Origin of the sequence: Rhizobium sp. R86522 (genome assembly GCF_042466255.1) — a bacterium.
In the GTDB taxonomy this organism is placed as follows: Bacteria; Pseudomonadota; Alphaproteobacteria; order Rhizobiales; family Rhizobiaceae; genus Allorhizobium.
The window spans coordinates 2,854,657-2,880,628 of sequence record NZ_JAXHBX010000001.1; the positions used below are offsets into that span (position 1 = coordinate 2,854,657).

General features: G+C 58.0%; 19 protein-coding genes and 2 pseudogenes. 9 read left to right on the top strand and 12 right to left on the bottom strand.

Annotated elements, in window-relative coordinates; translation table 11 throughout:
* Window positions 1-179 precede the first annotated feature (179 nt).
* The 3 genes from SJY08_RS13965 (at window position 180) to dinB (ending at window position 4,099) form a co-directional block, all read left to right on the top strand.
* Window positions 180-2,246, top strand: a complete 2,067-nt coding sequence (locus tag SJY08_RS13965; RefSeq protein WP_377276355.1) for an ATP-dependent helicase — start codon at window positions 180-182, stop codon at window positions 2,244-2,246.
* An 11-nt stretch (window positions 2,247-2,257) separates the two neighbouring features.
* Window positions 2,258-2,935: an SOS response-associated peptidase gene (locus SJY08_RS13970; RefSeq protein ID WP_377276357.1), complete on the top strand. Its 678-nt coding sequence runs from the start codon at window positions 2,258-2,260 to the stop codon at window positions 2,933-2,935.
* An 84-nt stretch (window positions 2,936-3,019) separates the two neighbouring features.
* A complete protein-coding gene (gene dinB / locus SJY08_RS13975) occupies window positions 3,020-4,099 on the top strand; it encodes a DNA polymerase IV (RefSeq protein WP_377276359.1) in 1,080 nt (359 codons plus the stop codon).
* A gap of 1,028 nt (window positions 4,100-5,127) precedes the next feature.
* Here dinB and SJY08_RS13980 read toward each other — a convergent pair.
* The 3 genes and pseudogenes from SJY08_RS13980 to SJY08_RS13990 all read right to left on the bottom strand — a co-directional run.
* Window positions 5,128-6,266, bottom strand: a protein-coding gene (locus tag SJY08_RS13980) for an IS3 family transposase (RefSeq protein WP_377276361.1) whose coding sequence is annotated in 2 segments (ribosomal slippage) — window positions 5,128-6,008 and window positions 6,008-6,266 — 1,140 coding nt in all. Because the reading frame shifts where the segments join, the coding sequence is not laid out codon by codon here.
* A 461-nt stretch (window positions 6,267-6,727) separates the two neighbouring features.
* Window positions 6,728-7,099: pseudogene (locus SJY08_RS13985) on the bottom strand (catalase HPII); the annotation flags it as partial.
* Window positions 7,098-7,253: pseudogene (locus tag SJY08_RS13990) on the bottom strand (DUF4158 domain-containing protein); the annotation flags it as partial. The pseudogenes SJY08_RS13985 and SJY08_RS13990, both read right to left, overlap by 2 nt.
* A 469-nt stretch (window positions 7,254-7,722) precedes the next feature.
* Here SJY08_RS13990 and SJY08_RS13995 point away from each other — a divergent pair.
* The 3 genes from SJY08_RS13995 to SJY08_RS14005 are packed head-to-tail and all read left to right on the top strand — an operon-like array spanning window position 7,723 to window position 10,040.
* Window positions 7,723-8,733, top strand: a complete 1,011-nt coding sequence (locus tag SJY08_RS13995; RefSeq protein ID WP_377276363.1) for a YHYH protein — start codon at window positions 7,723-7,725, stop codon at window positions 8,731-8,733.
* On the top strand, window positions 8,730-9,302 hold the full coding sequence (locus SJY08_RS14000) for a YbhB/YbcL family Raf kinase inhibitor-like protein (protein ID WP_377276365.1): 573 nt from the start codon (window positions 8,730-8,732) through the stop codon (window positions 9,300-9,302). The genes SJY08_RS13995 and SJY08_RS14000 overlap by 4 nt, the downstream gene beginning before the upstream one ends.
* Before the next feature lie 15 nt (window positions 9,303-9,317).
* Window positions 9,318-10,040 (top strand): PEBP family protein, encoded by a 723-nt coding sequence (locus SJY08_RS14005; protein WP_377276367.1) that lies wholly within the window; start codon window positions 9,318-9,320, stop codon window positions 10,038-10,040.
* Window positions 10,041-10,778: 738 nt separating this feature from the next.
* Here the strand turns inward: SJY08_RS14005 and SJY08_RS14010 are convergent.
* The 4 genes from SJY08_RS14010 to SJY08_RS14025 form a co-directional block, all read right to left on the bottom strand.
* Window positions 10,779-11,639, bottom strand: coding sequence for a hypothetical protein (locus SJY08_RS14010; RefSeq protein ID WP_377276369.1), 861 nt, complete (start codon window positions 11,637-11,639; stop codon window positions 10,779-10,781).
* Between the two features lie 3 nt (window positions 11,640-11,642).
* The gene (locus SJY08_RS14015) at window positions 11,643-14,612 is read right to left on the bottom strand and encodes a VWA domain-containing protein (RefSeq protein WP_377276371.1); all 2,970 of its coding nucleotides are present in this window, start codon (window positions 14,610-14,612) and stop codon (window positions 11,643-11,645) included.
* 13 nt (window positions 14,613-14,625) lie between these two features.
* Complete coding sequence (locus SJY08_RS14020) at window positions 14,626-15,612, bottom strand: hypothetical protein (RefSeq protein ID WP_377276373.1); 987 nt, start codon at window positions 15,610-15,612, stop codon at window positions 14,626-14,628.
* Between the two features lie 193 nt (window positions 15,613-15,805).
* Window positions 15,806-16,759 carry an AraC family transcriptional regulator gene (locus tag SJY08_RS14025; protein ID WP_377276375.1) on the bottom strand — a complete coding sequence of 318 codons (954 nt, stop codon included), beginning with the start codon at window positions 16,757-16,759 and terminating at the stop codon, window positions 15,806-15,808.
* A 156-nt stretch (window positions 16,760-16,915) separates the two neighbouring features.
* Between SJY08_RS14025 and SJY08_RS14030 the strand changes: the two genes are divergently transcribed.
* Window positions 16,916-18,676 (top strand): alpha/beta fold hydrolase, encoded by a 1,761-nt coding sequence (locus SJY08_RS14030; RefSeq protein WP_377276377.1) that lies wholly within the window; start codon window positions 16,916-16,918, stop codon window positions 18,674-18,676.
* 566 nt (window positions 18,677-19,242) lie between these two features.
* On the opposite strand, the gene iolG is transcribed toward SJY08_RS14030, so the two are convergent.
* Genes iolG through SJY08_RS14055 form a run of 5 tightly spaced genes read right to left on the bottom strand, consistent with a single transcriptional unit; the run spans window position 19,243 to window position 23,751 of the window.
* On the bottom strand, window positions 19,243-20,238 hold the full coding sequence (iolG, locus tag SJY08_RS14035; RefSeq protein WP_377276379.1) for an inositol 2-dehydrogenase: 996 nt from the start codon (window positions 20,236-20,238) through the stop codon (window positions 19,243-19,245).
* Between the two features lie 23 nt (window positions 20,239-20,261).
* Window positions 20,262-21,056 (bottom strand): 3-methyl-2-oxobutanoate hydroxymethyltransferase, encoded by a 795-nt coding sequence (locus SJY08_RS14040; RefSeq protein ID WP_377276381.1) that lies wholly within the window; start codon window positions 21,054-21,056, stop codon window positions 20,262-20,264.
* Window positions 21,057-21,080: 24 nt separating this feature from the next.
* Window positions 21,081-22,301: an NAD(P)/FAD-dependent oxidoreductase gene (locus SJY08_RS14045; RefSeq protein ID WP_377276383.1), complete on the bottom strand. Its 1,221-nt coding sequence runs from the start codon at window positions 22,299-22,301 to the stop codon at window positions 21,081-21,083.
* Between the two features lies 1 nt (window position 22,302).
* On the bottom strand, window positions 22,303-22,617 hold the full coding sequence (locus tag SJY08_RS14050) for a MocE family 2Fe-2S type ferredoxin (protein ID WP_377276385.1): 315 nt from the start codon (window positions 22,615-22,617) through the stop codon (window positions 22,303-22,305).
* Window positions 22,618-22,659: 42 nt separating this feature from the next.
* Window positions 22,660-23,751: a fatty acid desaturase family protein gene (locus tag SJY08_RS14055; RefSeq protein WP_377276387.1), complete on the bottom strand. Its 1,092-nt coding sequence runs from the start codon at window positions 23,749-23,751 to the stop codon at window positions 22,660-22,662.
* 164 nt (window positions 23,752-23,915) lie between these two features.
* Here SJY08_RS14055 and SJY08_RS14060 point away from each other — a divergent pair, with 164 nt between their 5' ends.
* Together SJY08_RS14060 and SJY08_RS14065 are read left to right on the top strand one after the other, a co-directional pair.
* Entirely contained in the window at window positions 23,916-24,947 is a 1,032-nt protein-coding gene (locus SJY08_RS14060) for a LacI family DNA-binding transcriptional regulator (protein WP_377276389.1), read from the top strand.
* Window positions 24,948-25,106: 159 nt separating this feature from the next.
* Window positions 25,107-25,919, top strand: a complete 813-nt coding sequence (locus SJY08_RS14065; RefSeq protein WP_377276391.1) for a TIM barrel protein — start codon at window positions 25,107-25,109, stop codon at window positions 25,917-25,919.
* Window positions 25,920-25,972 lie beyond the last annotated feature (53 nt).

Here is a 25,972-nt window from a genome sequence, read left to right on the forward strand (position 1 = left end):
CAGCCTGGCTGGCAGCAAAGGACTATGGCGCGTTCATTATTTGTTCTGGAGTCCTTTAGGCAGTGCTGCTAAGCTCACGGCAGGCGATATGGTTCGATGGAATGCAACAGGCCAAGCGGTCAGCTCCGCAACAAACGGAAAGACGGATAGGCACTTCTCAGGGATGACGGTATGACGGTATGACGGTTGCCTATCTGGACAAACTGAACGAGCAACAGCGGAGTGCTGTGGAACACGGTATTGGCCTTCCGGATGGAGAGACGGCAGCGCCACTGCTGATCATCGCGGGTGCCGGCTCCGGCAAGACCAACACACTGGCACACCGGGTGGCACATCTGATCGTCAATGGTGCCGATCCCAGACGTATTCTTCTGATGACATTTTCGCGGCGTGCCGCGTCCGAGATGTCGCGCCGTGTCGAGCGGATTTGCAAACAGGTCCTCGGTGCAAATTCCGGTATCTTGACTGACGCACTATCCTGGTCCGGTACATTCCATGGGATCGGCGCAAGGCTGCTGCGGATCTACGCCGAGCAAATCGGGCTGAACGTGGACTTCACCATCCATGATCGCGAAGACAGTGCCGACCTGATCAACCTTGCCCGTCACGAGCTCGGATTTTCCAAGACGGAAAGCCGCTTTCCAACCAAGGGCACGTGTCTCTCGATCTATTCGCGTGCGGTCAATTCGCAGTCGCCCCTGAGCGAGATCCTGCGGCAGCATTATCCATGGGTGGCGACCTGGGAAGAACAGCTCAAACAATTGTTCGCGACTTACGTCGAGGCCAAGCAGGCCCAGAACGTTCTCGATTACGATGATCTCCTGCTCTATTGGGCACAGATGGTCAGCGATCCTGATCTCGCCGACGATATCGGCAATCGCTTCGATCATGTGATGGTCGACGAATACCAGGACACCAACAGGCTACAGGCCTCGGTGCTGATGGCGCTCAAACCCGGCGGACGTGGGTTAACCGTGGTTGGCGACGATGCCCAGTCGATCTACTCGTTTCGGGCAGCGACAATTCGCAACATCCTCGACTTCCCGGCCTCCTTCAGCCCGGCCGCCGACATCATCACGCTCGATCGCAACTACCGCTCGACACAGCCGATCCTGGCAGCGGCAAACGGCGTCATCGGACTGGCGCGGGAGCGCTATACCAAGAACCTGTGGACCGACCGGCAATCGCTGGAGCGACCAAAACTCGTCACCGTCAGGGACGAGACCGAGCAGGCGAACTTCATCGTCGACCAGGTGCTTGCCAATCGCGAGACCGGGATGGCGCTCAAGAGCCAAGCCGTTCTGTTTCGCACGTCCAGCCATAGCGGTCCGCTAGAAGTCGAGCTTACCCGTCGCAACATTCCCTTCGTCAAATTTGGTGGCCTGAAGTTTCTCGATAGTGCCCATGTGAAGGACATGCTGGCCGTCTTGCGCTTCGCTCAGAACCCGCGAGACCGTGTGGCCGGCTTCCGGCTGCTGCAAATGCTGCCGGGTATCGGACCGAAGACAGCCGGCAACATCCTGGAGACCATCGCAACCGCCCCCGAACCGCTGCTGGCGCTGGCAGAAATCCCACCACCGCCGAAGACCGGCGAAGACTGGACATCCTTCGTTCAGTTGCTGACGAACCTGCGCAAGACGGACGCGGATTGGCCCGCTGATATCGGGCAGGCACGCCTCTGGTATGAGCCGCATCTTGAGCGCATCCATGAAGATGCCGAGACCCGCAAGGCGGACCTGCGTCAGCTCGAGCAGATCGCCAGCGGCTATCCCTCGCGCGAACGCTTCCTAACCGAACTGACGCTCGATCCGCCCGATGCCACCAGCGATCAGGCCGGCGTGCCTTTGCTGGACGAAGACTATCTGATCCTGTCGACCATCCACTCGGCCAAGGGCCAGGAATGGCGCGCAGTGTTCATGCTGAACGTCGTCGATGGCTGCATTCCCTCCGATCTTGGGACCGGCACAACGGAGGAACTCGAAGAGGAGCGCAGGCTGCTTTACGTTGCCATGACGCGTGCCCGAGATCATCTGGCGCTGGTCACACCACAACGCTTCTTCACCCATGGGCAAAACCCGCAAGGGGACCGGCACGTTTATGCAGCCCGAACGCGGTTCATCCCGGCAATGCTGCTGCAATTCTTCGAGGCGACGACCTGGCCGATGATTTCGGCGCTAAAATCTGAGCGAAGCGCCCAGCAGATCCGCGTCGATGTTGCGGAGCGTATGCGCGCCATGTGGAAATAGGAGGCGGATCGATGTGCAATCTCTACAATGTCACCACCACGCGTGAAGCAGTCCTTCAGTTTACCAAAGCCATCCGCGATCAGGCGGGCTGGAATGAAGCAAGCTTTGATGTCTATCCCGGCTATCAGGCGCCTGTTGTCCGGGTGGGCACCGACGGGGGCCGAGAGATTGCGCGCGCTACCTGGGGCATGCCATCACCGCCTGCCTATGTGAAGAATTATGATCCGGGCGTCACCAATATCCGCAACGTGGGTTCCCCGCATTGGCGCCGTTGGCTAGGCGCAGCCAGCCGTTGCGTTGTCCCCTTCACATCCTTTGCCGAGCCTGATCCTGCCAGCAAGGTTGAAGGTGGGCGCGTGCCCAACGCCTGGTTTGCGGGCAGCGACGACCGGCCGCTGATGTTTTTCGCAGGGCTCTGGACACCATGGACGGGCGTGCGAAAAGTGAGAGACGGTGCGCAGGACTATGAACTCTTCGGCTTTCTCACGACCTCGCCAAACGAGATCGTCTCTCCCATCCATGAAAAGGCCATGCCGGCCATTCTGACCACACCGGAAGAGGTCGATGTCTGGCTGACAGCGCCATGGGACGAGGCACGTGATCTGCAACGTCCCCTTCCCTCCAGCATGCTGATGATCGTGCCGCCTCAGCCCAAGCCCACTTTGGACAATGAGGGCCTCTTGCTGTGATCATTGGGTGCGAAAGCCGCAAAGTTCGGCAAATGATCGGCCGAGGCGCGCCAACGTCACTGGGCGACATAAAGAGCCAAAGCAATGAATAGCGCACCAGTGCGCAAGATCATCCATGTCGATATGGACGCGTTCTATGCCTCTGTCGAGCAGCGCGATAATCCGGATTTGCGCGGGCGACCATTGGCCGTTGGCGGGTCGGCGGCACGCGGTGTCGTGGCGGCTGCCAGTTACGAGGCAAGGACCTTCGGCGTGCATTCGGCCATGCCATCTGTGACGGCCAAGCGCAAATGTCCTGATTTGATCTTTGTGCCTCCGCGCTTTGAAGTCTATCGGCAGGTCTCGCAGCAAATCCGAGAGATCTTCGCGGAATATACGCCGCTGATCGAGCCGCTGTCGCTGGATGAGGCCTATCTCGATGTTACCGAGAACCTCAAAGGCATGGAGATCGCCACCGAGATAGCGCTTGAGATCCGCGCGAAGATCAAGGCGGTCACCGGCCTCAACGCGTCCGCCGGTATTTCCTACAACAAGTTCCTGGCAAAGATGGCAAGCGACCTGAACAAGCCAAACGGACAGGCCGTCATCACGCCGAAGAACGGCCCGGGCTTTGTCGAAGCCCTGCCCGTCAAGAAATTCCATGGCGTGGGGCCGGCCACCGCGGAGCGGATGAGGAGGCATGGCATTGAGACCGGGCTTGACCTCAAATCGAAGTCGCTCGCCTTCCTGCAGCAGCACTTCGGCAAGTCCGGCCCGTATTTCTATGGCATCGCGCGCGGCATTGACGAAAGGCAGGTCAGGCCCAACCGGATACGAAAGTCCGTCGGTGCTGAAGACACATTCGCAGAGGACATCGATGATCTGGATGAGGCCAAGGCCGAGCTGCGCCCCCTGGCTGAAAAGGTATGGCGCTATTGCGAGGCGCACGACGTCACTGGGAAGACCGTGACCGTCAAAATCAAATATTCGAACTTCAGTCAGGCGACACGCAGCAGGACCGTGGCGGGGTCGGTCTCTGGCATCGAGACGATTATGGAGATAGCTGAGCCCCTACTCGCCTCGGTGTTCCCGCTTAAACATCCAGTGCGGCTTCTTGGGATCACTCTGTCTTCGCTGAACACCGAAGCCAGCGAACAGAAGCCACAACTCGTGCTCCAGCTTTGATGTGACGATCCTTAACGAAACGACTGCCGCCGGAGGAGACGTAATGTCTTTTCAGCCTCACGAATCTTGGGCCGGGACACCTCGGCAATACAGACACAAGGACACCCGCACGACGGGAAGTCTGCGATCGCTCGGCACATCCACACGATAAAAGGGTAGGATGTACCCCAGTCGCCAATCCTAGCTGAACGACCGCTTTCAACACGGCAGCCCGGCAGTGTGAATGACTGAAAGGAAGGCGCTAAGCTGCCACGAGAACATGCTCCCCTCGCCTCCGGCTTGGCGCTCCCGCGCGGAAATAATTGCCGCTCTCCCGCTATGTTGACGTCGGCCCAAAGCCAGGGCACAAAGATGGCATCCACGGTCGCTCGCGGCAGGAAAACAGAGGAAAATCAACGGCGATTTTGTTAAGCCTTTGAAATCATGTGAGAATCCAGGTTCTCCAGGCAGGCCATTTTAGGCCGGTTCTCCGCGTAAATTCGGCGGCTGTTTCTCACAGAAAAAAGCGACGCCTTCTCAACAGCTTGAGCAATTTCGGCTGCTGTTCTTCAGGCCATCCGTCGTGCTTGAGCGGGGCTCGCAAAGCTGGCTGGGGACCCGCAAGCGATGTCTTTTATGGGGCCGAAAGGGGACAGTACGCTACCCGTGCTGCATGATCGCTTTGCAGCCCATAAGAATGGGGGTGATCTCGACGTTTCCTCGCCAAGATACCCGCAAGAACGGCCCCTCAGCCACAGAAGGCCATGCCATTCGGCGCGTACCACTTTTGGGCCAGATGGCCTACGCCCACTTGCGGCAACGGCTAGTCGAAAGGTCTCCCCGGCAAGCGTTGATACGTGCCGATTGCATCTAGATGGCAGAGGTGGCACTCATGGTTCGTTTGAGTACATCGGGTTTGGACGTGTGACCATGCATAATCGAGAAGCGGATCGAGTTGAGGCTCTCGAAGCCTACAATGTGCTCGACAAGAGGTGGCTCGGTTTGTCTGAACAGCTTCGGGCGTTTCGCTAAGTGGATTTCCGCCTCGATTATGCCGCCACCATCATTGGTGTCTGCGCGTTGAAGTAGGCCTGATCCGGCGTCTGCCGGTCAAGGGATGAATGTGGGCGTCTGGTGTTGTAGAAGTTCAGATATCGGCCGATGCCAGCGCGTGCCTCGGACACAGTCTTGTAGGCATGGAGGTAGACTTCCTCGTATTTGATCGAACGCCAGAGCCGCTCGACGAAGACATTGTCTCGCCACGCACCCTTGCCATCCATCGAGATGGCGATCTGTGACCTCTTCAGCACGGCGGTGAAGTCGATGGAGGTGAACTGCGATCCCTGGTCGGTATTGAAGATTTCCGGCCTGCCATGACGGGCAAGTGCCTCCTCCACCGCCTCGATGCAGAAGGCTGCTTCCATCGTGATCGACAACCGCCATGACAAGACCTTCCGGCTGAACCAGTCCACGACGGCGCACAGATAGACAAATCCCCGCGCCATGGGGATGTAGGTCAGGTCCATTGCCCAGACCTGATTGGGCCGGGTGACTGCCAGCTTTCGTAGGAGGTAGGGATAAATTTTGTGCCCTGGCGCTGGTTTCGAGGTGTTCGGGCGGCGGTAGATCGCCTCGATGCCCATCTTCTTCATCAGCGTGGCGACGTGTAGCCGCCCGGTCTCCAGGCCTTCTCCTCTCAAGAGCCCTTGCAACATCCGACTTCCGGCAAAGGGGTAGTCGAGATGCAGTTCGTCAATCCGGCGCATAAGGGCCAGATCGCCGTCAGACACCGGACGAGGCAGATAGTAGACGCTGCCACGGCTGAAGCCGAGAAGCTTCGCCTGGCGCACGACGGATAGCTTGTGCTCGCGGTCGATCATTTCTTTCCGCCCAGCAATCCCGCCTTGCCGAGCGCACCGGATAAAAAATCGTTCTCCAGTGTCAGTTCGCCGATTTTCGCGTGCAGCGTTTTGACATCGATGGTCGGACCCGACGGCTCCGCCTTCGTTTCATCGCCGAACACACCCGTCGCCCCCTCAAGGAGCTGGTCTTTCCATTGCTTGATCTGGTTGGCGTGCACATCGAACTGCTGGGACAACTCCACCAGCGTCTGCTCACCTCGGATGGCGGCAAGTGCCACCTTCGCCTTGAAAGCCGGGCTATGGTTCCGGCGCGGTCGTCTCGTCATGGTCTCTCCTGTTCCCGGCATCTAAGCCGAAGTCAGGCAGAAACTCCACTTATCCCCGCTGTGCAGATTTCCCGAGCCAGCTCTAACCTTGCCCTCGTGATACATGAATTGGCGACCAATTCGCTGAAATACGGCGCGCTGTCGGCAGAGCAAGGATCGCTCGACATCTCAGGCTCGACAGACGATGAGCATGTAGAGATTTTGTGGAGTGAACATGGCTGTCCGCAAGCACCGGGAAGTTCGACTGACGGATATGGAAGCAAGTTGCTCCAACGCACCGTGGCCGGTCACCTCGGTGGATCTATTTCTTACGAATGGACCGCCGGAGGGGTTATTGTGACATTACGCTTGCGCGCCAGCGGTTTGGCGCACTGATTTACCGCGAGGTCCTTGTCGGCATTGGGAAGGCGCTGGCTTCCATGGTCACAGCGCTTCCCCGATCCAAGGTTGAGATGGTTCGCCTATTGCGGAATTGAGGCCTTCCCGGTTTTTACAGACGGTTCGCGTCCCCATACCCGCAGCTTGCCAAGTGATGAAACGAACCCGTCCAATCCCTCTTCACCTGGCAATTCGATCACCCCCTCATCGAGAGCCTCTGCAATGCCAGCCTTTTCCAGAAGCGGCGTGGCCGTCGGATCGTAGCCAATGAACTTGCAATGCTGAAAGGCATCCGCCACGAAATCGCGTGCGGTCGCTTGCTTGACGAGATCGTCCATTGCCTCTGCCGATGTCAGCAATACGGCCGCATCGAAGAGAACCGATGGCCCGCCGTCAATCATATGGTGGACCTCGAGCCAGGTCCCATCGGACGCCTTGACGCCACCAACCTTCGGCAAAGCCGAGCCGATTGTGATTGCGTCTCCGCAGTTCGATCTCCAGGCGATCCGCCAATGACAATGAATAGTGGCGGATTAGGGTGTCCTCGTCGACCGGGATATCGACAAGCTTCCGGCGATCTTGATCTTTGAGAAGCTTGCGCTTTGCCATCGCCTGACCCCATGCATGACCAATCTGCGTGAAGCGTTGTCGAGTCGGGCCGGACAGAGAAATCAAAACTGGCGCATGTCGATGGCAATCCAGAGAGATCGGATGTTGCATATCCGATCTCTGGCATCGTTCCGATTCTGTTCGACCTTAGCGTACGATTTCGGCCTGCTCTTGTTCTGACCCCATTTAGCGAAACGGACATTCGCGCTTGGTAGGCGCATAGTCACTGCGGCCCATTGCTGACCTTTGTGGTCTGCGCCGCTAAGGCTTGGCTCGCTTCCGACACAAATACGACACAGTCATTTTCGACGGACTGATGAATAGCTGCTGTCCCATCCGTTTCATTACCAAAAGGTAACCCTGACAAAGAAATCGTAACTTGATGTTTTGCACTGCAACATATCTACGACAGTGACAAGTACCAATGCAACAAGGCCGATGGCTCACGATTTTATCAAAGGAATTCAGCTTGACTTCCCACAAGACAAAACGGTTTTCGGTATCAGCAAAAGCCGCCGTACTGATTCCCTTGCTGCTTGCACTCTATCCGAATTTCGCTTTCGCCCATGGCGAAGAAGATCATTGCATGGCAGTAAAGGCATCCGTTGCCGACGCGGGGTTTTCTGATGTCGTCAAGGTGACATGCGAGAACGGCAAGGCAATCATAACGTCAGACACATACCCTTCGCATACCCTGATGACGGGCATTGTTGGTACGAATGAGCAGGTGCCTGTACCTGCCAAGGACTATGCCGCTCCCATCGTCCTAAATCCGGTTCTGGGAAGCACGCCCCAGACCCGTGATGCCGCCCTCGGTGTGGCGGTCAATGGTGTTCCCATATATGATTATACAGGCGGCGGCGAGATGACCCTGGACGACCTGAAGCATCATCAGGAGCAACATGACACCCTGCAAACTGAGCAACTGGATGTCTGTGGCGGGCATGCTGGAAGGGGAGACGACTATCATTACCACGTCAAGCCAACCTGCATGATTGAACAGATGAAGAATGCCGGCGATGCTGCCATTATCGGCTGGGCTTTTGACGGGTTTCCCATCTATGGCGACAACAACCCTGACGGCACGCCAATCGCGATGGGCGAGCTTGATGTCTGCAATGGAAAGACAGACGACACCTATATCTATCGGTATCACACCTCGACCCAGGCACCTTACATCATTCAATGCCTGATGGGTGAGGTTGGTGACATGGCCGATTTACCCAGAGTTTCCCCGTTGGAGGCGGCAGGTGGCTGGTTCAACTGGGGCGGAAAATTAGCAGGAGTGCCGCCAAGTGGGGGCGTCGAGAAGCTAACTTTCACGCAAGACGGGAATGGCCGGCGTAGTATGGACTACATCTACAAAGGCGAGGCCTACTATATGCGTTACACGCCAACTCAGACACCCGATTGTTATACTTTCGAGACGCGTACCATCACCGATGGCGGCTCGGTCGAAACAGGAGAATATTGTCGGTGACCCGCAGATTTTGCCTGACCATGATGCTTGCCATGCTGAGCCTTGCCGCGCCAAGCCTCAGCATCGTTGGCACGGCGGTGGCGCAGGACAGTTTTACGCTGACCAGCCCCGCCATAAAGGATGGCGGCATGTTGCCAGCGGACCTAAAATGCACGCGTGATGGCGGCGATGGAGTGACGCCTCCACTAGCATGGGATGGAGTTCCCTATGACACAAAAAGCCTTGCGCTGATTATGCACCATTACCCGCGAGGCAGAGTCGTAGGTGTGGATGCGCCCAGCCAGTATTGGTTGCTTTGGAATATTCCGCCTGAGACCCGGACCTTGCCCCGCGGCAATCCAGCATCGATTGGGGAAGAAGGTGCCGACAAGGACGAGAGGAGCACAGGCTATACGCCACCCTGTTCTCCGCCTGGCAGCCTGCACGAATATACAATCACACTTTATGCGCTGAGCGCGCCGCTCGACACGTTGCCTTTGCACGATAACCCGGATGTTGATTGGTCAGCCATGACCAAAGCAATGGACGGTAAGATCATGGCAGCTTCCCACATTTCGTTTCAGAACTGACCAAGTAGGACCATCATGCGCAGACTCAGTAAGATCGCCAACTTCTTGGCTGCCGCAACCGTATTGGCCGGACTTGTTTCCGGATGCACCGACAAACCGGAAAACAACAGCACGGTTTTGAATGAGCGCGTGATCGAGGGTGAGGGTGAGATAAAGGTCATCGGCGAAATCTGGGTCGATAACTGGTTCAGCGTCGCCGTAAATGGCGAACAGTTGATCGAAGACAGCGTCGCCTACAACACCGAACGGTCGTTCAACGCCGAGCGGGTCACGTTCACAGCCACTTTGCCGATGACGCTGGCCTTCGAAGTTAGGGATTTCAAAGAGAACGACACTGGTCTTGAATATATCGGATCGGATCGTCAGCAGATGGGCGATGGTGGCATGATTGCTCAGTTTCGCAACGCGGCAACGGATAAGATACTCGGAGCCACCGACAAAACCATGCGTTGCCTTGTCGTGCACCGAGCGCCTCTGGACCGGGCCTGCGCTGATGAAAAGGACCCTGTTGCGGGCCAAGGCGTCTGCAACTTCAGCGAAACAGCTTTTCCGGACAACTGGACTGCGCCCAATTTTGATGACAGCAGCTGGCCCATGGCCGTTGAGCACAGCTCGGACGAAATTAGCCCGAAAGACGGATATGACGATATCAGCTGGGATCAGTCAGCGAAGCTGGTGTGGAGCGAGGACTTGGTGCAGGACAACACATTGCTCTGCCGAATGACAATTGCCGACTAGGGTGTTTTATCCGCTTATCTGACTTCGGCTGCTCCATGACATGGTTTCTGCGACAGACACTAGAGCGTTTCCCCTTCATGCTGGATCGTATCCGCATGATGCGAAGAAGATACGATCTCTATATCCCAAAGCCCTATTTGGAAGAGCAATTGATCGAGGCCGTGACGGCTTCATCCGCTAACCGAGAAGCCTGGCAGTTGTGTCGAAGCGGTGCGTGATGTCACGCATGCACGCTTGCTTCTTCTATGTTCGACATGATCGCAAAGCTGCTGCGCGCGAATGCCGCCGGATCTCCGGCTTAACGATCCAAAGCGGAAATAATTGCCGCTCTCCCGCCATGTTGACGTCGGCCCAAAGCCAGGGCACAAAGATGGCATCCACGGTCGCCCGCGACAGGAAAACAGAGGAAAATCAAAGGCTATTTTTCTAAGTCTTTGAAATCATGTGAGAATCCAGGTTCTCCAGGCGGGCCAATTTAGGTCGGTTTTCCGCGTAGATTTGGCGGCTGTTTCTCACAGAAAAATGCGACGTCTTCTCAACAACTTGAGCACTTACGACATCTGTTTTTCAGGTCATCCGTCGTGCTCAATTGGGTCTCGTAAGATTGGCTGGGGACCTTCATTCCTACATCGGGCGAGCAGAATTTAGACGCAGTCGGACCGCTATGTGGCTGGCTGGATCATAGCTCTTGGGGTCTCCCGCTCACCTCTTTTGTCGATGCACTCCCAATCGTTCAGATCAATAAGAAACCCTGACCCAATAGTTGCGACTGACCATGCGGCAGTTGTCGCTTCCGCCTAACAGTGCGGCGGCTTCCTTCGGCAGAACGATCTGGACGGTAGAAACATGTTCAATCTCCGTCTCGCTCCTGAGCGTGAGGCGCCAGGTCATCTTGCTGCCCGCCCCCTGCCCTGCGGGAATCTGGCCGAAAAGTTCAGGAAACACCTCGGTTATCCAGACATCCTCTCCCGCATTGCGCCAAGCGATCCGGCTCAGCCCTTCAGCCGAAAGTCGGCGGGACATTTCAAGCTGGTCAGGATGGAAAGGGGTCTCGAAATCAAGTTTTCGCGGCGCCAGCCATTCTGCAGGCAGCGCGCCGAGCGACTTCGGGAAGGCCTGCTGCATCATAGCTGGGCAGCCTTCAAGCCGCGTGTCGCCAAGACGCGCCTGCCAGAGGCCAGACTGCGGTTCGATACCGGGGAAAAGTCCGATCGGCGGCTTGCCTGGCGGAAGTTCCTCCGGCTTGCGCTTGTTGTCCGGCAGGTCAACAGGCAATCCGGGTGGCAGGCAGTGACTCGGGCCGGAATACAGATAACCATCGCTGCTTGCGCCAAACCCAACCAAGACCAGGGGCAGTTCTGTTCGTGCGATCCAGATCCCCTGACGGTTTCGGGCGTCGACAACAAGGATCGAGTTTGGACTAGGCGCCTCACCAAAGAAGCTCTCCATGTCACGCTTCACCTCCCGGTCCGGGGAAATGAATTCCGCCTGTCCGTTTGCATCAATGGAGATGACAGGGCTGTTGCAATCCTGCGCGGCGAAGGAAACTGAAGCTGTCACCAGAAGGATGAGGCTTGTTGCTGCTATTTGTCGGCGCATGTTTCAGTTCCCCCTGACAATGGAAAGGGCGCGGTCAAATTCGGCAGGCGCAAGGGTCCGGATGCCGGATGAGGCGGCTGCGCTGACCTTCAGGTTCTCGCGAATGAGGTCGAACTCATCCGTCGAAATGTAAGGCGTGTATTCGCAGAGTATCTGCCCTTCCCCGGCCTCAAGGCAATTGTCACCGTCCGGTTGATTGAGACCGATCAGCTTGAAATTGCCCGCGCGGTCACGATCCCAGAACCATGTGGAGATCCGGCCGTCGGGGAGCGGACGCCCAACCTCGACAGACCAGAGCGCTGGCAACCTTCCAGAGAGTGCGGGGTTGGGGTGGGAAAAGTCGCATTCCTCATCGCCGCAGCGACGCAGAACCTCACCTGTCGTCAGCGTGAACTGCAGGGTCTGTCGCACACCGTCAAGCGCTTCATCTACGCTGTCCGGATCCAGGCACAATTGCCCGACCCGCGTCAGGAAACAGCCACGATCGCCGAGAAGCCAATCCTTCGGATTGAGCCAGATCGAATGGGCTGAACCGGCCTGCTGTGCAAACTCGGCACGAGGAAATGGGGATGAGGGTTCTACCTCCGCCACCCAGTCTTCCGGCAGATGGAAGGAAAGATTGGTCGCCCCATCGCGCATGTCGCAGTTTTGAACCGTCCGGTCACCCGGCAGGCAACGATGGGAATAGTCAGAAAATGCTTTCGCTTCAGCCTCCATCCCGTTTTCGCAAGCATCGGGACCATGGCCGTCATCATCGGCGCAGCCACGGTCAAGAGAAGATTGATCCTGTGGCGGATCCCATTTCAAGGTCGCCTTGACGAGCTGATAGGCGGCGAGCACCTGCGGATCCGTGCTCTCAAACATGCAGAACGGACCGAGCGCGCCCATCTCCTCACATGGGCCATTCATTGCTACCCACTGGCGTGGGCCAAGGACCAGCGCATCGTTTGTACCCGTTCGGAAGAAATTGACCCGCGGGGGAAAGACGTCGCCTGCCGCCTGAGCACCGCGAGTGTACCCCTCAGTCGTGGGGTAATCGGTCGACCAGCCAGCCGGCAGCATGAAGGAAAGACCCGTGCTGCCGTCCGTGATGGGGCATGGTGCCGGGCCCTCGCACAGATAGCCGGTGTCCTCGCCGAGGTTGTCAGATCCAGGCTTTGAGGGGACAAGATCGATGGAACCGGCCGGAGCCTGTGTCTCGTCCGGGAGAATGACAAAGCGGTTCTGTCCATCGGAAGAGATCGTGACCTCGCCGGTGAAGACGACGTCAGCCGCATCGCCGCGAACAGCGTAGGTCCCAGGCTCAAACTGTTGCGTGACGGGCCCGGTCACGAATTCATTCATTGCCCAGGCTTCAGGCGCAGTGGATTGGCCCGGCAACGGTACCGCCGACCACTGGATCGCGGTTCCGGCGAAATCACCGGGCACATCGAAAGTCGCCTCCACCATCGCAATGGCCGGGATCTCGGGCGCGTTCGGATCCACCGAGAGTGGGATGCTGGCAAGCACCCGGCGTCCGCCGGCACCCTCCGAGAGATAACGGATCAGATAATTTCCAGGCTCCGTTGGTGCCCCCAGTTCACGGGGGCCTGGTCCTGCGCCGCCAATATAGGCGTAGGTCAGTTCGCCACTCGGTTCCGTATGGTTCGAAGGCACGATGTCGATGTAGTCAAGGCTACTTCCGGGACCTTTCCACCGCACGGCGATTGTTGCGCCAGGCCGGACAAGAAGAGCCGCCTGCAACGAGACTTCGCCTTCGACAATCTTCAGCGGCACGGAAACACCCGGGCGACGCTCGCCCGAACCCTCGACGATGTAGAGAAGCTCAAAGTCTCCAGGCACGTTCGGCACCACCATTTCGGCGGGATTGGCATCCTTGGTGTAGGCATAGTTCAGGTCGCCTGCCTCGGCGTTAACGGTCTCCCTGATCGCGAGATAGTCGCCGGGACCATCGGGGCCTTTCCAACGAACCGAGATGGTGGAACCCATCTGGATCGGGCCTTCAGGCAGAAAAATCGCAAATTCGGAATCGCTGACCGTGAGCGGTGCGGTGGCTAGGACCTTGCGGCCTTCGGGGCCACTCCAGATGTAGCGGACAAGATAATCGCCTTCGTTCGCGGGTACGAGCAGGCGCGCCGGCGATCCTTCCCTCGTATAGGCGTAGTTGCGGCTGCCGCTGACGACCTCGCTCGTTCTCGCCGGCACAATCTCGAGATAGTCCTCGGCATTGTTCGGACCGGTCCATTCGACATCGATCGTGGTCGCTATCGCGGCTGTCGATGGCGCTGAAATAACTGCCTCGGGCAGAGCAACCGGCGCGGGTTGCGGAGCAGTCTGTTGAGCCGCAACCGTTTGCGTCAGTGCATCCGTCAGATCCGCAGTATTGCTGGCCTGGATATATCGCCCGCCTGTGTTTTCGGCGAGGCAGGCCACCTGGGCGCCGTCTTCCTTTGACAGCCCGAAACCGACCACATGGGCGGTAAAATTGACGCCTGCCGCCTCCAGTTCAGATGCCAGCGCACACGGGTCCGCCTCGCAAGTCTCAAGTCCGTCAGTCACGAGCACGACTGTTGCACTTTCCTCGCCATAGCGCAGCGCCTCGGCGGCCTGACGCACGGCTGCCGAAAGCGGTGTCTTGCCAAGGAAGCGCATGGCGTTGACCGCTCCGACGACGGTTTGGCCGGTGTTCTTGCCCGGCGGCACGAGAAGCTCGATATCGCCGCAATTGCCCTTGGAGCGGTGCCCATAGGCAATCAGCCCCAGTTCCTGCTCAGCCGGCAGGCGTGTCAAGACGTCAGCCACTGCTTCACGGGCGATTTCGAGTTTCGGCCGACCGTCAATCTGCCCCCACATCGAGCCTGATCCATCCATGACGATGATCGTGCGTGGTGCTTCCTCGGCATGCCCCGTCGGGATCTGAACAAGCAGGAGCCCTGCGAGGAGACTGCCGATTTTCAGCAAAGCGTTTTTCATGGATCTGTTCCTCTCAAGCCGATGCCGCAAGGGGCTGGACAGGTGTCTGCCGCGCCGATGCCCAGCTTGCGGATTTGCTGCCGATATCTCTGAATTTTCCCGAAAGCTCCTGCAGGCGTGCTCGCCATTGCGGATCCGGCACCTGTCCTTCGGTCGTCTTGAAGAAGACCTGCAGCATGCAGGTGATGGCGAGCGGTTCGAGCAAGGCTGCCTTGAAGGCCCAGGCGAAGAGAAGAGCAAAGACGAAACCGCCTGCGCTGAGCGCGCCGGGCAAGAGATAGACAAGTGCTGCAGCAGGCGCGAGCGCCAGCAGAAACACGATGAAGGATAGTCCGTAGATGATGACTGCGAGCCAGGCTGCATTGCGCAACATGGTCTTGTAGTTCTGGCCATAAAGAACAAGGGCTTCCTCCGCCGACGCCCAGGGATTGGCGGCACGGGTTCGCAGGGCATGGGCAAGGATGACCTCGTCGGTGAAGCCGACGGCGATCTTCAGGAAACTCCGGAAAGCCCGGGCAGCCGTATCGAGACCGGGAATAGGCAGGAGTGACGCAATCCCCTCGATAAGCCCTGCAATGGCGGCAATCACACCTTTCACGAGCTGGTCGATACCGAACAGCACACTTGCCTCGGTAAACCGTTCGCGGACCATCCGGCTGCCATAGGCGATCTGTCCTTCGCCAGCAGGCAGTGCTCGACCGTCCATCAATTCCACGAGTACGGCGATATGTCCCGCCTTGACGAGGTAGAGCAGATACTCCCGCAGAAGATAGAGGACCGCGGCCAACAGGCCAAAGCCGGCCACTCCACCCAACATCGTGCTGGCCGCCAGGAAGTCTCCATCTCCGAACTGACCGACGCCATAACCGATCGCAGCCCCCGTTCCGGTCGCGATCACATAGGCGCAAGCCACGGCGAAATAGACGACTATCCGGAAGACAAGAAAAGGAGCGGTACGGGCCATGAGCGCCAGAGCAGCCGATAAACTGAAATTCCACATAGAGCTTGATCCTCAAAAAGGTCACGAAGGGGCATGTCCTGGCAAGGGAATGGCCGCCAGGATCGACAGTAGATTTCGATGAAGCTTCGGTCTTGGGCCTGACGGCACCCATTTGCGGGGGCAATGGCACAAGGACACAGAGACGGGCACCAAGGCGGACTAAAGCTGGTCCCGCCTCTTCCCTGTCAGGCGGCTATGCGAGTCCGGCCCGCGCATCCCTTGGTGTCATGCCATAGGTCTGTTTGAAGCGGGTGTTGAACCAGGACAGATCCCCAAAGCCTGCGTCCATTGCAATCTGAGCGATGTTGAGATGTTGCAAAGCCGGGTCGCTCAGCATGCGATAGGCACACGCCAGACGCCGGCTCGCCACATAGTCGCGAAAGGATGTTCCCTCCCGCTCAAAGAGGGCGCGAAGATAGCGCGAGGAGAAGCCCAGCCGACTTGCGACACTTTCGGCACTCAATTCAGCCGAGAAGAGATTTTGCTCGATCTGTCTTTTTACTTCCTTCAATCGTGCCGCCCGCACCCCGCGTCCGGCGGCAATCTCGGTCGCCTCCCGCGTCGCCCCCAGCGCCATCAAGGCAAGATCCTGCACATGCGCCACGCATTGGGCTGCCTCTTCGGGAGCAAGTGCTGGCAGTTCGGCGTGCAGACTGCGGGCGTAGTTGAGAAAAAGCCGCCATTGCGGTGTGAGCGGTGCAGAACGCCGAAGCACAGCCTGAAGTCCTGCCTCAGCCATTCCGAGATGTGCCTTTGGAATGGAGACATAAATGCCCTCCATGTATTGGCCACCGAACCGCACAGTCCCGGGCACGTCGCCTGGATCGACATAGACAGTTCCGGCACGCAAAACCTCTTCCTTGCCACCGATCTGCGAGATCGTGCCACCGCCGGCCAGCGGAATATGAAACATCACGTCGTCGCTACACTCGGCGGCATGGCTGCGTGTCCGGATGGCTCTCGACGCAGAATGCCGACCATGTCCGATGATCACACCGGGCAGGACGGCGATCGATGTCTCCGAATTGAAGTGCTGCCGGTCATCGGGAATGAAGTCGACCCTAGTCATACTGGCAACGACATTGCGAAACGCATCGACGCGGCTTGCCCGATCGAAATCCTGCGATCGAATGGACAGCAATGGCATGATGACCTCCCCTCCAGCTCTTCTCCTCTCCCTTTCTAGTGATACACGTCATTTGGCGCATACCCCATTTGGCGTATCATCCCGATCAAGGCTTTTGGCAGGAGATTGGCTGTGCACAGAGATGAAGGACGTTCGAAGCATGCAGTGAAGGCAGGAATGGACCACGAGGAAGGGCCGGTTGCTTCCGGGATGATAGATCCAGACGTGGACCTCGACATCATCTCGAACACCTATCGCGCCATTGTCGATCAAGAGGCTTTCGACGCCATGATCGACAGTTGGCAGGCGAAACTCGGTCTCATTCCGGATGATGAGAAAGCCTCAAAACAGCTGTCGCGCGCGCTTCTGGCACAACTTGCCTTGGCACGCACGACCCTCGACGGCCTCGACATTCCCGCCGAGAACGATCCCTTGGCACGCGCGGTGCAGGATGTGCCGGGTCCGGCCCTCGTTCTGTCCCCCGAAGGCCGCGTCGTCGTCACCAACACCGAAGGGGCATCCGTGCTCGGAGCGCGGCAGGGAAGTTTCCTTGATCTGGACAGAATAGACCCTCGGTCGCTTGAAACCTTCCGCACCATGATGCGCGCGGCGAACAAGCGCGCCAATCGATCGCAGGCCATTCTCCGGATGTCTCCGCTTAATGACGGCGACGCCATTCTGGCCGAATCGTGGCTCCTGACACCGAAGATCGAGGGCGCCGCTTTTGTCGTCATCCGTTCCTTGGAAATCGAATGGACCGATCGCGCCTCCGAGATGCTCGCGCAAGCCTTCGGGCTCTCTGCCGCAGAAGTGGAGATCGCCCGAATCTTCTTCCGTGTCCGAGACGTTGCCGCCACTGCCGCCGCCCGCAATGTATCGCTACTGACAGTGCGTACCCAGCTCAAGAGCATCATGGCAAAAACGGAAGCCCCCTCGCAGGTCGAACTCATGCGGCTTCTCGCGATGACCGCCGGACGTGCCATTCAGGACCGTCAGGGCAAGACCGATACATGGAGGGACCCGCTTGGCCGCGAAGAAGTTCTCAACCTGGCGGACGGACGCTCCGTCGCCTGGACGTGGCTCGGTGACCCGAATGGTCGACCCGTAATTCTCTGCCGCGGTCTACCGATGTGCTATCTCCTGCCACCCGACAGCGAGGGCCAATTAAGAGATGCCGGCATCAAGCTTCTGGCCCTTTCTCGACCAGGCTTCGGCAATTCCAGCCAGCATCCCAATTTGTCTCCACTGGAAGACAATCTCGCCGCGCTGCGCGGCTTCCTCGACCATGTCGTCAAGGCACCCTGTATCGCGATCGGGCTGAGCAATGGCGTCTTGCCCCTGCTCGCGGAAGCCAGCCTGCGTCCCGACCGGTTCCATGCGCTTATCGCCATCGGCTATACGGGTGTGCTTGACCGCAGCGGCATCCGGCGATTACAGCCGACACAACAGGCTATGATGCGGCTCGTCGGGATGTTGCCCTGGCTGGTCGACCTGATGGCCAAGCAAGCCCATCGGATGATCCAGACCTATGGGGTAGATTGGTATATCGAGCGCGCCTATCGCACCCGTCCACTCGATTACGCAACCTGTACGGACCCCAATCTCGCACCCTTCATTCGAAACGCCTGTTCGCACCTGCTGGCCCAAGGGCATCAGACCTTTGTCCGTGAGCTTCTGCTTGCCCGATCTGACATCGACCCGGCTATCGACACCTTGTCAGTGCCATTGACATGGGTTGCACCGAAAGAAGACGGCGTCTTCGACGAGACGAGTTTTCGGCGAATAGAGAGGAAAAATCCTCGCATCCGCGTAAGACCTCTCGCAAAGGCTGGAGAGCTGGCACTCTACCAACAAACCTCCCGCATTGTCGACTTGATCATCGACACCGCGAGCAGCAAAACTGATGGCTTAGATCGGCTGTATTCGGATTCTCCGTGAATCCGTCCACGCATCTCGTTTCAGTGCGACTGGATTGACTGCCTACTCGGCCCTTAAAGTTGGAAACTGTTACCGCTCCGCTTTGCTCATAGCCTGCCTCCACCTCCGAGGTGGTGCCCCCGAGCGGAAATAATTGCCGCTATCCCGCCATGTTGACGTCGGCCCAAAGCCAGGGCACAAAGGTGTCATGCACGGTCGCTCGCGACGGAAAAACATAGGGAATTCAAAGGCTATTTTTCTAAGCCATTGAAATCATGTGAAAATCCAGGTTCTCCAGGCACGCCACTTTAGGCCGGTTTTTCGCTGAAAATCAGCGACTATTTCTCACAGAAAAAAGCGACGCCTTCTCAACAACTTGAGCAATCCAGGCTGCTCTTCTTCACTCCATCCGTCGTTCCGAAACGGGTCTCGCGAGAATTGGCTGGGGACCCGCAAGCGATGTCCTTTCAGGGGCCGTAAGACGACCGTCCGCTCTTAGCGCAGGCGCGAAAAAGCGGACTTCCTCACCGGGAAATTCTAGCCCCAACTATTGTGGGGCCGGACTTAGGAGTGCATCACAAGCGACGTTACGCCAAGCTGATACGTCGACCAGTTCGAACGCTTTCCAGTGCCGCGTCAGCGAGCTCAAGTGCGAGCAGGCCATCTTCACCGCTCGGCGAGATGGGCCCACCACTCCCAATCGCAGCGATAAACCCGGCAATCTCATTTGCGTAGGCTTCGGTGTATCGAGTCATGAAAAAATCGTGCAGAGGGGGACGGGTGTACCCTTGCGCGCTTGCCACCTCGATCGAGATCGGACGCTGGTTTTCCGCACTGGCCGACCCCAATGAGCCGTGGACTTCGATGCGCTGGTCGTAACCGTACGTCGCGCGGCGGGAATTCGAGATCACTGCCTGGCGACCCGTTGCCGTTTCGAGGATAACGGTCACGCTGTCAAAGTCGCCGGCAGCGCCGATCTCTGGATCGACGAGGACAGCGGCGTGGGCAGAAACGGACGAGATCGCTTCTCCATCTAACAGGAAGCGGGCCATGTCGAAGTCGTGGATCGTCATATCACGGAAGATACCACCCGAGCGGGCGATATAGTCGAGGGGCGGCGGACCCGGATCGCGGGACGTGATGGTGATCATTTCGACCTTGCCTATGCGGCCATCATCGATTGCCTGCTTGACCGCCATGAAGTGCGGGTCGAAGCGGCGATTGAAACCGACCATCAGCTTAGCCTTCGTCTGTTTGACCACGTCGATGCAGGCCTTGACCCTGGTAACGTCGAGATCGACGGGCTTCTCGCAGAAGATCGCTTTTCCCGCTTGAGCAAACCGCTCGATGAGGTCGGCATGGGTATCTGTCGGTGTGCAGATGATGACCGCATGAATGTCGCGGGCCGCCTCGATCTCATCGATGGTGCGAACCTCGGCGCTGTATTGAGCCGCGATCGATTGGGCAGCGGCTGGGAACGCATCGGCCACGGCAACTAGCTTCGCATCGGGATTGCTGCTCACAGCCTTGGCGTGGACGCGACCGATACGGCCCGCGCCTAGAAGGGCGAAGTTTACAGTCATCGTATTGTCTCCTATCGGCTCGATCAGCCGTTGATCATAGTGGTGAAGCGGGCAAGCTCGTCTGCTGGCATACCGACATTGTGTCGATCGGCAGGATAGGCGCCGCTCTCGACGTCTTGGCGGAACTCCTTGAATGCCGAAATCCGCTCTTGCTGAAGGCGGTCGTACTCCACCGCGAAATTGCGATACGTTTTGGCATGACGCGGCAAGTGCCCCTGAGTTTGACCCAAAACATCTTCTGCGAAGAGATATTGCGCGTCGCAGCCAGCGCCCGCGCCCATGGAAATCATAAATAACGAGGTATTCGAGCTGATAAGTGCGGCAACTTCCGCCGGGACCACTTCGATTTCTGCAGCAAAAGCACCAGCCCCTTCCAGAGCCTTCACGGCATGCCATATCGAGATGGCACTCTCTGCGGTCTTTCCGACAGCCTTGAAGCCACCGGTCCAAGTTGCTTTTGAAGGGATGAGGCCGACATGGCCGCAGACCGGGATACCTTCGTCACGCAGCCTACGAATGATGCCCAGGCTCGCTGCGCAGTAGACGGCATCGCCGCCCGCCCGCATCGCCAAGAAGGCAGCTCGGAGATACTCCTCTGAGGTAACGAAGTCGCCGTACTCCAAGCCGGGAACGGCGAACACAGTTGGGGCTGCATCACGGAATTCCGGCCCAAGCAAGGCCGGAGGAACCGAGACCATTTCGATACCGGCTTTGTCAGCGGCCTCTGCCTCCTCAAGCGTGACGACTCGCAGCATGCTCAATTGCCGCTTGCCCTTGAGTGCCAAGATATCAGCGACGGTGGGACGATTGGATTTCATGGATCTTCCTCTGGCGCCCTGCGCCTATAAAAGGGATTTGAGCTTGACGGCAGGGTCGGCGAGCGCTGAAGGATCCGGATGCGCCCGACGGGCGATCAGCATTTCCGCGAGCCGAATATCGCGCGCCACAGCGCCTTCTCGCCCGAGGCCGCTTGCCGCAAGAAGGCGCCCGTCATCATCGAGGTGAAACAGGATCTCCGCTCCGTCAGACAAAGGGCGCATGACGGTCGAGACGGCACCATCTGCAAGTCCGGCTACCTGCAGCGTCAAGTCGTATTGATCGGACCAGAACCATGGCACGGAATCAAAGAATTCAGCCTTACCGAGCATGTTGGCTGCGGCCACACTGCCCTGTTCCTGAGCGTTTCTCCAGGATTCGAGCCTGACCCGTCGGCCACCGTAAACGGCAACCGGATAGGAGCAGCAGTCACCTGCGGCGAAAATGTCGGGATCATTCGTGCTCAGGTACCCATCGACAGCAACACCATTTTCGAGGGTAAGCCCTGCCTCCGCCGCAAGGGCAGTGTTGGGCTGAACGCCAATTCCCACGACCAGCGCATCGGCACTGACCCGCTGGCCGTTCGCGAGCGTGATGCTCACACACGTGTCGTCCTCTCCAATGTTTTCGACCCCTTGGCCACAGAAAAGGTGGACGCCTTCCGTCGCGTGCCGCGCTTGAAGCGCCAGCGCCAGTCTTTCCGGAACACCGCGCATTAGCACGCGCGGCTGCATTTCGATCAGCGTCACCGTGGCTCCAAGTATCCGGCCCATTGCGGCAAGTTCCAGGCCAATAAAGCCGCCTCCCAAGATAGCAAGGTGCTGCCCCTCCCGCATCGCGCAGCGAATGGCGGCAGCCTGTTCAACAGTCCTCAAGGTGTGAATGCGTTTCCCGTAATGAAGGCCGGGAAGCTCACGCGGTGCAGCCCCAGTGGCCAGGAGCAGTCGCTCATAAGCGAGCGTTTCACCGCTCGCCAGAATCAGTGAATGCTCCACGCGATCAATGGCGCAGACTCGTGACCCACGGCGGTACGAAATTCCTGCTTCGGCGAACCGGGCCTCGGCGACGATCGCCCGAGCACTGTCAGCCTCGGTTCCCACCTTTGATAGGGGTGGGCGCTCGTAGGGCAGGTGCGGCTCATCCCCGATAAGGCTGATGGAGCCCTGGTATCCCTGCTCGCGCAACGCAAAGGCGGCGCGAACACCTGCCTCGCCTGCCCCTACAATCACCATGGCAGAGGTGGCCATTTCATGCCACCTGGATGAAGACGCGACCGTCCTCGACCTTTGTTGGATAGGTCTTGAGGTTAACGCAGACGGGAGCGCCCTTTGCTTCGCCCGTTTTGTAGTTGAAGCGGCCGTTGTGTTTCGGACATTCGATGATGTCGTTCATAACGAGACCATCAGCCAGATGCACGTTTTCATGGGTGCAATGCCCTGCCGTCGCATAGTAGCTGTCGTCCGGGCTTCGATAGATTGCAAAGCTCTTGCCGTCATGATCGAAGCGGATCACATCCTCTTCGTCGATCTCGTCCTTGTCACAGACCTCGATCCAGGTGCTCATCGGGTTCTCCTCCCAAAATTATGGATGTCTTGGCAGCCGGGGTTACTCCGCCGCAGGTGCTAAGACTTCGCCGTGGAAGTCTTCCCGGTACGGCCTCGCTGTCGCCGGCAGGTGGCGCTTGAGAAAGTATTCCTCGTTGCGGAGTTGACGCAGGAAGGCTGGGATCATCTCACGGTAGCCGTCGAGGATTGACGGGTTGGGAGCCGGCAGATCGTCCTTGATCATTGCGTGCAGTTTCGGCAGGGCGTGATACGGCACCATTGGAAACATGTGGTGCTCGACGTGGTAGTTCATGTTCCAATAGATGAAGCGGCTGATCGGGTTCATGTAGACTGTGCGGCTGTTAAGCCGATGGTCGATCACGTTGTCGGCCAAACCTCCATGCTGGAGCAGACCGGTCATTACATGGTGCCAGGCACCGTAGAGACGCGGCAGTCCGATAAGCATCAACGGCAGGATCGAACCCATGTAGATGGCCAGCGCGCCTGCCGCGAGATAGAGCGCAAGCCAAATGCGGGCAACACGGACTGCCTTGGGCTGTTCGCTTTCCGGGACGAACGTCTTTTCCTCCGCACTGATGACCCCGAAGGCATTGCGGACCATGTCGATCATCGCGTGCCAGGTATCGAGCAGACCAAAGAAATTCAGAACGAGGCGCAAAAGGTCCGGTGGACGCATGACGGCGATTTCAGGATCGCGACCGACGATGACGGTATCGGTATGATGCCGGGTGTGGCTCCAACGCCAGGTGACCGGGTTGCGCATGATCATGAAGCAGGCGATCTGATATACGGCATCATTCATCCACATCGTCTTGAATGCCGTGCCGTGACCGCATTCATGCCAGCGGCTGTCGGAGGCTGACCCGTAGAGCACACCGTAAGCTATGAAGAAGGGGATCGCCCAATAGCTACCCCAGAAATAGACGCCGAGGCCACCGAAGACGGCCATTGCGCCAAGCCAGATTGCGGTGTCGCGAATGGCCGGGCCATCTTCGCGCTTCATCAAGTCCTTCATCTGCTTGCGGGGAACATCGGTGTGATACCACTCGGCCGCTGACAGGCCGTTGGCAACCGCTGCTTGGGCGTCCCGCCCCAAAAGGCTGTAGTCTCTTTTGCTTGTTGTGCTCGCCAAGATTTCCTCCTGCCTGTCCGGTTCTGGCCGGACCAATTCGTCTAACGAATGCCAGAAGGAATACCGCGGATTCCTATCCGCTCAATGGGGGCCTTGATATAATCTATCATTTCACATCATACTGATGTTTATAGATGATGGAATAACATCAGGGGATAACAGCCATGGCATCGCGGCCGACCATTTCAGACCTCGCAAAAGCAGCAAATGTGAGTGTAGCGACTGTCGACCGAGTATTGAACGGTCGCCACAAGGTGCGGGAAGATACCGCAAGGCGAGTGTACGACGCGGCGAACGAAATCGGTTTCCATGCAGTCGGCCTGCTCAGGCAGCGCGTGTTCGAGGGACTACCCCAATACAAGTTGGGGTTCGTCCTGCAGAAGCCGGATCATCATTTTTATCAGGCTTTTGTGCGCGAGATCGAGGTCGCTGTACAAAACCATCCAGGGATACGAGGTATTGCGCAGATCGATTTCTGCACATCGCAGACGCCTTCGGAACTGGCAGACAAGCTCCGCGAGGTTGGCGGCCGAAACCAGGCCGTCGCGATGACTGCTCCTGACTACCCCGCCTTGTCCGTTGCAGTCGAAGAAATGAAGGCGAAGGGCGTGCCCGTCTTCTCGCTGCTATCGGATTTTGCTTCCGGCATTCGCGAAGGCTACGTCGGCCTCAACAATCGCAAAGCCGGGCGCACCGCTGCCTGGATGATCGCAAAAACGGCGAAGAAGCCCGGAAAGGTCGCGGTTTTCGTCGGCAGCCATCGGTTCCACGGTCATGAATTGCGCGAGATCGGCTTCCGCTCCTACTTCCGGGAACACGCGCCGGACTTCGAGGTACTCGACACATTAGTGAACCTTGAGACGGTTCAGATCACCCATGAAGCAACTCTCGACCTCTTTATGCGCCATCCCGATCTCGTCGGCTTCTACGTCGCAGGCGGCGGCATGGAAGGCGCGATCTCCGCTATTAGGGAAGAGAAGCTCGGCGGAAAGCACATCGTCGTCGTCAACGAACTGACGCCAATCTCTCGCGCCGGGCTGGCAGATGAGATCGTGACCTTGGCCATCGCAACCCCTCTTGCAAATCTCTGCCGTGAACTGGTTCAGTTGATGGTGGAGGCGGTCGACAGCGGCCCTGCGGCTGCACCAGGGCAGACTTTCCTACCCATGGAGCTTCACGTGCCCGAAAACATCTAAAAAGATGGAATCGCATCATAGCATTCTGCAAATTCTAGCATGAATGAAAGATAATACCTCTATTTCTGCTTTGACGAACGTCATGAAACCTGATGACTTCCATGACAGCGAGCCCCGAGGAGGAACCAGGGGCCCGACGGATACCTCGGGAGAATTTTCATGGCTGCGCCCACTTTCGCGCTCAACCATATGGTTGCGCCACAGATGTCGCTTGGCTCTTTTTTCAAGCTCGGCAAAACTCTTGGCATCAACCAATTTGAGATCCGCAACGATCTCACAGGCAATGCCATTCTAGACGGGACTTCACCGCATCAGGTTCGCGAGTTAGCGGAAGGAGAAGGTGCGGAAATCATTTCCATCAACGCCCTTCAGCGTTTCAACGAATGGACGCCTGCTCGTGAGGAAGAAGCACGACGCCTTGCAGCCTACGCTTCAGCATGTGGCGCAAAGGCACTCGTGCTGGTGCCTGTAAATGATGGTTCCGGCAAGCTTGAGGGCGAGCGCCAGGGCAATCTCCGCATTGCGCTCAAGGGGCTTAAACCGATCCTTGAACAGGCAGACATTATAGGTCTCGTCGAACCACTAGGCTTCCAGATCTGTTCCCTTCGCTCCAAAAAGGAAGCTGTTGATGCCATCCACGCGACCAATGGTGCTGACCGCTTCAAGCTAGTGCATGACACCTTCCATCATGTTCTTGCTGGCGAGCCAGATATATTTCCGGCGATGACCGGTCTCGTACACATCTCCGGGGTCGACGACAGCAAAGTCAGCGTCGACGGTATGCGCGATCCGCACCGGGTGATGGTGACGGGCGGGGATCGCCTCGGCAACGTGACGCAAATCAGGGACCTGCTTGCGCAGTCCTACGCAGGTCCCTTCTCTTTCGAGCCTTTTTCGCCTGTTGTTCATGCCACGACCGATGTGACCGGCCTCATCAAGTGCAGCATGGATTTCATTCGCGAGAAGCTCTGACCAGATCCCCGTACCTCCAGGAGGAGTTGGGCGTACGGGCGAATTGCCTCCTG